5 protein-coding genes are annotated in these 7,775 nt (G+C 61.3%); 1 reads left to right on the top strand and 4 read right to left on the bottom strand.

Translation table 11 applies throughout. From position 1 onward, the window contains the following. Positions 1 to 113 precede the first annotated feature (113 nt). Genes KBX13_RS09440 through leuS form a run of 4 tightly spaced genes read right to left on the bottom strand, consistent with a single transcriptional unit; the run spans position 114 to position 5,177 of the window. The gene (locus KBX13_RS09440; protein WP_256021925.1) at positions 114 to 434 is read right to left on the bottom strand and encodes a DUF202 domain-containing protein; all 321 of its coding nucleotides are present in this window, start codon (positions 432 to 434) and stop codon (positions 114 to 116) included. Beyond that, positions 431 to 1,132 (bottom strand): VanZ family protein, encoded by a 702-nt coding sequence (locus KBX13_RS11560; protein ID WP_370687335.1) that lies wholly within the window; start codon positions 1,130 to 1,132, stop codon positions 431 to 433. The genes KBX13_RS09440 and KBX13_RS11560 overlap by 4 nt, the downstream gene beginning before the upstream one ends. Before the next feature lie 43 nt (positions 1,133 to 1,175). Then, on the bottom strand, positions 1,176 to 2,297 hold the full coding sequence (locus KBX13_RS09425; RefSeq protein WP_256021923.1) for a hypothetical protein: 1,122 nt from the start codon (positions 2,295 to 2,297) through the stop codon (positions 1,176 to 1,178). A 54-nt stretch (positions 2,298 to 2,351) separates the two neighbouring features. After that, a complete protein-coding gene (gene leuS, locus KBX13_RS09420; RefSeq protein ID WP_256021921.1) occupies positions 2,352 to 5,177 on the bottom strand; it encodes a leucine--tRNA ligase in 2,826 nt (941 codons plus the stop codon). Positions 5,178 to 7,208: 2,031 nt separating this feature from the next. On the opposite strand from leuS, the gene KBX13_RS09415 reads away from it, so the two are divergent. Next, positions 7,209 to 7,742 (top strand): hypothetical protein, encoded by a 534-nt coding sequence (locus KBX13_RS09415; RefSeq protein WP_256005715.1) that lies wholly within the window; start codon positions 7,209 to 7,211, stop codon positions 7,740 to 7,742. Positions 7,743 to 7,775: the final 33 nt, after the last annotated feature.

Raw genomic sequence — 7,775 nt, 5'->3', positions numbered from 1 at the left:
AGACAGCGCCGATGCCGCGTGCATTGATGATGCATTGTTAACCATGAATCTGGCCCACAACCACTTGACACAGAGCGCTCTGGCAGGAAAAAGGTGCGCAGGCTCTCGACACCTTAATTCACAAGGACCAGCCACAGGCCCAACCCGCCCAAGGCCACCAGGGCAACGGCGGTGGCGAAGACGGAGATCGTGTTTGGTTGGGAGCGCTCCTGGGCGAGGTTGTGGGCTTCGGTGCGGTAGAGGCGTCGATATCTGGAGATGAGCACTGTCGCCAGCGTGAGTAGCAGCCCGATGGCGCCGAAGACTGGCACGGGGTAGGCGTGGGACCAGCGCAGGAGCACCATCGAGCACACGAGCATGGCTAGGGCGGTGCGGGTCCAGCTCAGGGCGGTGCGCTCGGGTTGGAGGCCGGGGTCGGGGACTGGAATGGTCACGAGAGGAGCCCCACTAGTACCACGATGGAGGCGACCAGGATGCCGACGCCGAGCAGCGGTGCGATCGCGGGGGCTGGCAGCGGGCGCCCGTGGCGCAGCGCTCGCTCGACGCGGACCCAGCGGATGGCGGCGCCGGCAGCGATGGCCATGCCGATCACGATCACGGTGGCGGCGGCGAAGGTTTGGGTCTCGGGGGTGATGCCGGTGACGTCGAAGGCACCGAGGGCGATGCCGCCGGCGAGAAATGCGAGCGCGGTGCGGGTCCAGGCGAGGAATGTGCGCTCGTTAGCGAGGGTGAAGCGGGCGTCGGGTTCGTCGCCGTCCGGGAAGACGGTGCGGGTGAAGCTGGGCATGTGGACAAGTGTAGCGCCCAGGGCGCCGCCGGCGGTGTTGATGAGGAGGTCGTCGATATCTGAGTAGCCGGCGGCGAGCGCGTACTGGGCTACTTCGATGCTTAGGGACGCCACCATCGCCACGAGCGTGGCCTTCCAGACCTTGCCGAGCCGGAGGCGTGCCAGGTAGCCGACTGGGAGGAAGAGGACGATGTTGCCGATGAGGTTGAGCCACGGCCCCCACCAGACTCGGTAGTAGATGAAGGAGCCGAAGGGGATAAGGCGCAGGTGACGGACCTCGTGGGAGATTGTGTCCCACACCCCGGGCAGGCCAACGTACGCCTTGCCGACGGTAAAAAAGAGCACGGCCGCGGCGGTCAGTGCCACGGCCGTGTAATAGGTGCTGCGCTTAGGCAACGGCTACCTCGTGCGGGACGGGGCCGCCGGAGACCTGGCGGTAGGCGTACACCATCGCCAGGAGTGCTGGGGCGGCCAGCAGCGTGCCCAGGACCAGCGAGACGAAAGCGGCCACGCCGGAGGCGGCGCCACTGCCGGAGACGGTGGCCATCAGGATCCCGCAGACGATCATCAGGCCGAGCAGACCACCGTAGTTGCGCTTCGCTGTGGTGAAGCCGGCCTTGAAGGCGTCGCCGAAAGTGCCGTTGTTGTCGGCTGCGTAGAACGACTGGAAGATGAAGAACGGCGAGATAAGCAACATGATCAGCACCGCGATGCCGATCCCAACGAATAGGGTCACGAACGCGGATGGGTCGATAGCGCTGAGATCACCGCTCGAGGCGGTCAGGAGCGCCTCCGGGTCCGCGCCGGCGAAACCAGCGACGAACCCGATCACCATGAGCAGGGCGAAGATCAGGGACGTGATGATGCCGACGACCACCGACATGCCCAGGGTCTTGCCGTAGGCAGCCGACTTGATGTCCTTCAGGACGAACTGCTTCGGGCCGACCAGGGTCTGCTGCAGCGCGGCGGCCAGGAACAGCGGCGTGACGAAGAATAGGGCCAGCATGCCCAGGGCGCTCACGCCGTCGCTCTGGAAGACGGCCCCGATGTTATTCAGCAGCGCGTACACGAACGCCAGCACCAGCCAGGTGCCCGGGTTGGCGTAGGCAGTTTTGAAACCGTACTTCAGCGCAGCGCCGACGGACAGCTTCCCGGTGCCCAGCCCGTGGGCGACGCCGTTGGCGGCCGGGTTGCTGATCGGGTGCGGGGTGACGCCGTCGCCGTACTGGGCGGGCGTGATGCCGACGAAGCCGTCGTCGTTCGCCAGCATGGCTGCCGCGGGGCTGGTCGGCACGGCGAGCTGGGCGCCGTGGTAGCGCAACGCGCTCTGCCCGGACGCCTGGGCGGCCGAGTTGACGTCAAACGCACCGAAATCGGCCTGCCCCTCAGAGAACTGCTCCCCGTAGGGCTGTCCCGAGGACTGGCCGTAAGGCGACGCGCCGTATTCCGGGTAGGACGGGATGCCACCCGGGTTCTGCGGATCGTTGTTAGGTGTATTTGGTTCAGTCATGCTGCCCAACAGTACACACAAACGCTCCGCAGCACCTACACGTTTCCTGAACGTTTACTTAACGACCAGGTTCACCATCCGGCCCGGCACCACAATCACCTTGACCACGTTCTTGCCGTCAGTCAGTTCCTTGACGCGCGCATCCGTCAGCGCAACCGCCTCGGTGTCCTCCTTCGAGGCGTCCGTCGGGACGTCAATCCGGGCCTTCACCTTGCCGTTGATCTGGACGGGTAGTTCGATGGTGGCGTCGACAAGGAATGATTCCTCGAAGGTCGGGAACGGCTCGAACGTGATGGTGTCGGCGTGGCCGAGCTTCGCCCACAGCTCTTCGGCGATGTGCGGGGCGAGCGGCGCAACCATCTGCACCAACGGAGTGACCGCCGCGCGCGGGGCGCCCGACGGGTACGTCTTGGTCAGGTAGTTCGTGAACTCAATCAGCTTCGCCACGACCGTATTATCCCGCAGGTGCTCGTAATCATCGCGGACGCCCGCGATGGTGCGGTGCAGCTGCTTGTTGTCATCCTCGGTGAGCGCGGCGTCGGTGACGGTGACCTCGCCGGACTCCTCGTCCACAACCAGGCGCCACAGACGCTGCAGGAAACGGTGCGCGCCGATGACGTCCTTCGTCGCCCACGGGCGCGACGTGTCCAGCGGGCCCATCGACATCTCGTAAACACGCAGGGTATCCGCACCGTAATCGCGGCAAATGTCATCCGGGGCGACGGCGTTCTTCAGGGACTTGCCCATCTTGCCGTACTCGCGGTTGACCTCCTCGCCATCGCGGTAGAACTTGCCGTCCTTCTCCTCCACCTCGGCGGCCGGGACGTACACGCCACGCGAATCCGTGTAAGCGTACGCCTGGATGTACCCCTGGTTGAACAGGCGGCGGTACGGCTCCTTCGAGGAAACAAAGCCCAGGTCATAGAGCACCTTGTGCCAGAAACGGGCGTAGAGCAGGTGCAGCACCGCGTGCTCCACGCCGCCGACGTAGAGGTCCACGCCGCCCGGATCGTTCTCGCTGCGCGGGCCGGTCCAGTAGCGCTCGTTCTCGATGTCGCAGAAGGTGTCCTGGTTCGTCGGGTCGATGTAGCGCAGCTGGTACCAGGATGAACCCGCCCACTGCGGCATCACGTTCGTGTCGCGCCAGTACTTCTTCGTGCCCTCACCAAGGTCGAGCTCGACCTCGACCCAGTCGGTGGCCTTCGCCAGCGGCGGCGCCGGCTCAGAATCCGCGTCCTCCGGGTCGAAGGACACCGGGTTGTAGTCCTCCACCTGCGGCAACTCCACCGGCAGCATGTCCTCCGGCAGGCCGTGCGCCTGGCCATTCTCGTCGTAGACGATTGGGAACGGCTCGCCCCAGTAGCGCTGGCGGGCAAAGAGCCAGTCGCGAAGCTTGTACTGAATCTTCTCCTCACCAGCACCGTTGGCGGCAAGCCACTCGATCGCCTTCGCGATGCCCTCACCCTTGCCCAGGCCGTTGAGGTCCAGGCCTTGCTCGTTCGCCGAATTAATGTGCGGCGCGTCGCCGGTGAAGGCCTCCTCGGAGACATCGCCGTCGAGCACCGGCACGATCGGCAGACCAAAAACGGTCGCGAACTCGTAGTCGCGCTCGTCGTGCGCCGGCACCGCCATAATCGCGCCCGTGCCGTAGCCCGTCAACACATAGTCAGCAATAAAGATCGGGACCTGCTCGCCGCTCACCGGGTTCGTCGCAAACGAACCCAAGAACACGCCAGTCTTCTCCTTATTCTCCTGACGCTCCAAGTCACTCTTGGCAGCAATCGCCGCCCTATACTTCTCGACGGCCACCTTCGGCGACCCCGCCCCATTCATCCAACGCTCATCCGTGTCGGCCGGGAAGGCATCGGCCGTGAGGGCGTCGACAAGCGGATGCTCAGGCGCGAGCACCATGTAAGTCGCGCCGAACAGGGTGTCCGGGCGCGTCGTGAACACCTCAATCGGACCCGCCTCCGACGCGAACGCCACCTGCGCACCACGCGAACGACCAATCCAATTGCGCTGCATCGCCTTGACCTTCTCCGGCCAGTCCAACAAGTCAAGGTCATCGAGCAGACGATCCGAGTAGTCAGTAATGCGCATCATCCACTGACGCAGGCGCTTGCGGAACACCGGGAAGTTCCCACGCTCCGAACGGCCCTCCGCCGTGACCTCCTCATTCGCCAGCACCGTGCCCAAACCAGGGCACCAGTTCACCATCGAATCGGACAGGTACACCAAGCGGAACTCATCAATCGCCTTGTGCTTCTCCGCGTGCGTCAAGTCGCGGAAGTTACGGCCGTCCTTGGTCAGGCGGGCGCCCGTGAGCAGGTCACGGACCAGCTCCTCAATCGGACGCGCCTTCTGCAGCTCCTCATCAAACCAGGCGTTATAAATCTGCAGGAAAATCCACTGCGTCCACTTATAAAACTCCGGGTCGGTCGTCGCCACCGAACGACGCGGATCATGCCCCAACCCCAACTGGCCCAGCTGACGCTTCATATTCTGGATATTCGCCTCAGTCGTCGTCCGCGGATGCGTACCCGTCTGAATCGCGTACTGCTCCGCCGGCAAACCAAACGCGTCATAGCCCAACGTATGCAGCACATTCTTGCCCAACATGCGGTTATAGCGAGCAAACACGTCTGTCGCGATGTAGCCGAGCGGGTGACCCACATGCAGCCCCGCCCCCGACGGATACGGGAACATGTCCTGCACATTCAGTTTGTCCTCGGGCAGTGCGTCACCCGTGGCGAGGTCGCCGACCGGGTTCGGCGCGTTAAACGTGCCGTTGTCCTTCCAGAACGTCTGCCACTTCTGCTCAATCTGATTTGCCAGGCCAGCGCCGTAACGGTGCGCTGGGGATTCGCTCGCGTTAGTCATGGATACACAGTGTAGTGGGTGGGGTGTGGCGGGGTGGGATGTGGCTGGGTGGGTTTGTTGGCCGGGTGGGGTGTGGTGGGTTGGGTTTGTTGGCTGGGTGGGATGTGTCGTCTAAACGTTGCTAGAGATTTTGTGAACAGAATTGCGTGCGGCTTGGCTCGTGGGCTGCTCCGGTCGACCTCTTAGCGTCGACCAATGCAGGTCAGCGCAAGATGGGGGAATTGGCGTCGAAAAGCCTCAAAATGCCGTGACCTGCGTTGGTCGACCGGAAGAGGTCGACGGGAACCTCGACGGGTTGCGGGCCCTGCGCTTTAGAGAGACGCTCTGCTGGCAGACCCTTCTGCCGCCATCGGGTTAGGAATAGCTTGCATTGAACGTTTCCAGGAGTACTGTGAATCTGCAGAAAGTGAGGACAAGGTCCCTCGCTATGAGTGGAGAAAGCTCTACAGGACAATTGGGCGCCTGTAGGGCTTTCTCCTTTTTACTGAGGGTGCGACCTGTAAATTTGGCTTAGGGGGTCGCTAGATCCAAGCAGTCGGAAATGAAAAACGGCCCCAAACAAAAATGTTCGGGACCGGAATTTCCTTTAATTTGCAGGTGATTCCTGCTCAATGACCGCAATCATACCCATCCCTTTTCTACAGAGCAAACCAGCCAACGCTGACATAATGAAGGAAAACAAATGCAACCGTCTTCATATCAAAAGCTCATCACAAATATCCCTGCCCCACGGTTTCAAACCTATCTTGATGCAGCACACCAGGAACCAGAAAAAGCCCTCGCACTATATCAATGGAATATCGATGCAGCCGCCGCAGTGACAAGCACCCTAGCGCTAGTTGAAGTTGCGCTGCGGGATACGATTGATCAACAGCTACGAGCATGGAACATGCAAGTCGGCGGTACACCAGAATGGATTACCCAGCCACAGGTACCCTTATCACATATTGTCCGCCGCACTCCACCATCCAGCTGGACCAATAGCCCCCACAGGCGCCAAGGAGACCTTCATGGATCATGGTGGGAAGCAAAAGCAAAGGCTTCGATGGGAGATCCACTGAACGGGCATGCAGTCAAACCACACCCAACCCACGACGACCTCGTGGCCGCGCTAACTTTTGGGTCATGGAGGCACCTCATACCGAAACCAATTCGGCTCGGAGGTCGTGCGAACGCGCCACAATTCGATATCTGGGACCAGGCAATAGACCTTCGGACAAATATCTGCGCAACAGGCAAAGGATTCGACGCTTCAGCTGGTACCGCCTATTTCTGGTGCTCAACCCTCCTACATGCCAGAAACAGGGCCTCACACCTCGAGCCTCTTCTAGATACCGGCACGCTGCAGCACTGGCACCGAATTGCCAGCCGTACGGTTCACGCACTATGGCCTGGCGCTGAAGTTTGGATTACCGGCCCAGCACGCATACCCGAAGTCATCAAACGCAAGCCCTAACCTAACTCCAGCCACAAAGAACGACCGCTATCTCAGAATGGCAATAACTACACCACGAGCCCCGAGAACTGACTTTCTTCTATTATCGAGCCGCACGAAGGTCGCGCGGTAGCGTACTGGTTGTCAAAAATCGTGCCGCCACCCCTCGGCATCGCAGCGCTCGGTGCGGCCTTCTCGCCTGAGTTCCGCCACATGCTGCCAGTACCCGTTGTAAAGTTCTTGGCTCCCGGAAGGACACTCATGAAGAAGATCTCTCAGGAGTCCAACAGTCGTACGAGCTCAGCGAGGCATTCGACCCTTCGAACATTAACGACGTAGCGCGCATGAACGACGCCCTGGCACTCCAGGCATGCCTGCAGGGCAAGAACTTCCAATCCATACCGATGGACGAAGGAAAAAGCCGGCATCATCATCGGTTTCCCGCTTGGCATCCTCGGCCTGCTCGGGGGAATCGCGCAGCAGGCCGAGCTGCTCCGCTAAACCTCTACATCTCCCCGCCTTGACAAATGATGGGGGGGGGGGGCTTAAATCAACTTAATCCTTATTTCTTCCTATCAACTAAAGGAGATCTCACTGTGAAGAAGTTCGCAACCGCAGCCGTAGCTGCAACCATGGCACTCGGCCTAGCAGTCCCGACGGCCGGTGCCGCAGAAGACAAGGGCAGCAGCTATGACGACGCATACGTGGTGACCACCGTCGTCTCCGGCAATACGTGCAAGATCAGCAAGCCAAACAACGTGAAAGACACGCTGACCACTGCACAGGCGAAGCTGAAGATGCCAGATGCCACTACCGCTAATGCCATTCTCCTGTACCACGGGCTCTACCTACAGGGTGACAAAGAAGCTACGCTCCAGAACTTTAAGATGGGCGAGGACCTGCTCGCACTGCAGGCCTGCGCGAACGGCGAGAACTACACCACCAACTTCGTGAACTCGCTCTCCTCCGTGGCCGAACCTTACCAGGGCCGCGCGGCTGCGTACTGGCTGTTGAAGGTCATTGTGCCTCTTGGCATCGGCATTGCGGCGCTTGGTGCGGCGTTCTCGCCTGAGTTCCGCCACATGCTGCCAGCGCCAGTGCTGAACTTCCTGAACACGTACTTCAAGTAATCAGCGCTGATCATTCTGCAGTTTCGTAGCCCG

This window comes from Corynebacterium sp. CCUG 51687 (assembly GCF_024453995.1).
GTDB classification, from domain to species: Bacteria; Actinomycetota; Actinomycetes; order Mycobacteriales; family Mycobacteriaceae; genus Corynebacterium; species Corynebacterium pseudogenitalium.
This window is presented reverse-complemented; position numbering and strand designations above follow the sequence as displayed.